We start from the raw sequence: 1636 nt of genomic DNA on the forward strand, positions 1-1636 counted from the left end.
AGTGATGGCAGTATGACTGCAGCACTACCAGCATTTAGTTTGGAAGTTATTAATATTAATGATGCGCCTGTGATATCGGGGTCACCGAGTACAACCATAGCAGAAGACAGCTCCTATTCATTCACGCCGGCAATCACTGATGTTGATAACAATGTATTTGTGTTCTCTATTAGTAATAAGCCAAACTGGCTCAATTTTGATGTTAATACGGGGGCAGTTAGCGGCACACCAACAGATGAACATGTTGGCATACAGCAAGGGATAATAATAAGTGCATCGGATGGTACTGTGAGTGTCAGCTTACCAGCCTTTGCAATTGAGGTAACGAACACCAATGATGCGCCGGTAGGACAAAACACAGCATTTACATTGGATGAAGCACAAACATTAACGGTGACAAGTGCCAACGGTTTATTAAGTAACGCGACTGATGACGACATTGATAGCGGAGACAGCTTATCTTTAGTTATTGTCAGTCAGCCGCAATTTGGTGAACTATCAGCACAAGCGGATGGTAGCTTTAGTTACGCGCATAATGGCGGGGAAGATAACTCTGATAGCTTTACCTATCAAGTTAAAGATAGCTTAGGTGAATTGTCACCACTATATACTGCAACACTGACTATTAATGCTATAGCTGACGCACCAATTGCACAAGATGATACAGTGCAAACCACTGAAGACACTGGGGTAACATTTAGCCTGACGGATAATGACACCGATGCTGAAGGTGATATGGTCGTTGCTTCAGCTGCCGTGTTAGTGGCGCCTACTAAAGGTAATGTTAGCATTACCAATGGTGTCGCGACGTATACCCCGGCACAAAACGAGACAGGTACTGATAGCTTTACGTACACAGTTAAAGATGCTGCAGGAAATACATCAAATACTGCAACAGTGAACATTGATATTACGCCAGTCAACGATGTACCCGTTGCAGCTGCTATAGAAGTTAATACATTAGAAGATACAGCGTCTGATGTCACTGCGCTAAGATCGCAAGCAACCGATGTGGAAGATGTTATACCAACTGGTGCAATCGCTGTGGTGCGCTCACCAAGCAAAGGGCAAGTAAGTATTGATGAAACCGCAGGTACCTTTGTTTATACACCTAATAGTAACGAAGTTGGACAAGACACCTTTACCTACACCATTGCAGACAGTGAAGGGTTAGTCTCTAACACCGCAACGGTAACGATTAATATAGGCGCAGTGAATGACCGCCCAATAGTGGTTGATGATGCAGTGACCACAGACGAAGATACTGCGACAAGTATTGCCATTTTAACGAACGATTCAGACGTTGAAGACCAAGGATTCAATGGCGCGAATGTATTGTTAGAAGATAAAGGCGACGGCGTGGGAGAATACAGCTTTGCCAGTGTGAGTGTTAATTTAGATGGCAGTTTAGCCATTACACCGAAGACAAACATCAACGGAGTTTACAGCTTTACTTATACGGTTAAAGACAGTGAAGGATTGGCTTCAGAAGCGGCCAAAGTGACGCTTACAATCAATGCGATTAATGATGCGCCAGTGGCGCTTGATAATACCGCGCAACTGCAAGAAGAAGGGCAGTTTGAAGTGAACGTGCTGGGTAATGACAGTGATGTTGACGAAGGTGATAGCCTCGAGG

Annotated in this window: 1 protein-coding gene; it reads left to right on the plus strand. The window is 44.2% G+C overall.

Annotation, left to right across the window (positions count from 1 at the left end; translation table 11 throughout):
• Positions 1–12 precede the first annotated feature (12 nt).
• Positions 13–1636 (plus strand): Ig-like domain-containing protein (locus tag C7Y70_RS19725; protein ID WP_245321616.1); only part of this gene is annotated, 1624 nt, incomplete at its 3' end.

The organism is Pseudoalteromonas sp. KS88, assembly GCF_004766475.1.
In the GTDB taxonomy this organism is placed as follows: Bacteria; Pseudomonadota; Gammaproteobacteria; order Enterobacterales; family Alteromonadaceae; genus Pseudoalteromonas.